Source organism: Nocardia cyriacigeorgica (genome assembly GCF_010868145.1).
Taxonomy (GTDB): Bacteria; Actinomycetota; Actinomycetes; order Mycobacteriales; family Mycobacteriaceae; genus Nocardia; species Nocardia cyriacigeorgica_D.
This window is the reverse complement of the sequence record NZ_JAAGUY010000082.1, coordinates 1-288: the sequence shown is the minus strand read 5'-3', so window position 1 is coordinate 288 and position 288 is coordinate 1. Positions and strand designations below refer to the sequence as shown.

The window sequence follows — 288 nt, the reverse complement described above, 5'->3', positions numbered from 1 at the left end:
GTGCTGCGCGATCGGGTGCTGTTCGAGACCGCCTACGTCGCCGGAGCCCGCGCCAGCGAGGTGTGTGGGCTGTACGTGGAGGATTTCGACCTGACTCTCGACGACGAGCACGTGCGCATCCATGGCAAGGGCGGGTCGGTGCGCACCGTGCTGCTCGACGACCGCGGCTACGTCGCCCTGCTGCGCCTCTACCTCGCCCGCACCGGCTACACGGCCGGGCCGATGTTCCGCGCCAGCATCAACGGCCGCGGCGGACCGCTGTCCTACTCCGCCGCCCACCACCGGTGG

1 protein-coding gene is annotated in these 288 nt (G+C 71.2%); it reads left to right on the top strand.

All coding sequences use genetic code 11. The features are described 5' to 3' along the window. A partial coding sequence (locus GV792_RS28840) for a tyrosine-type recombinase/integrase (RefSeq protein ID WP_163828146.1) occupies positions 1 to 288 on the top strand: 288 nt, incomplete at both ends.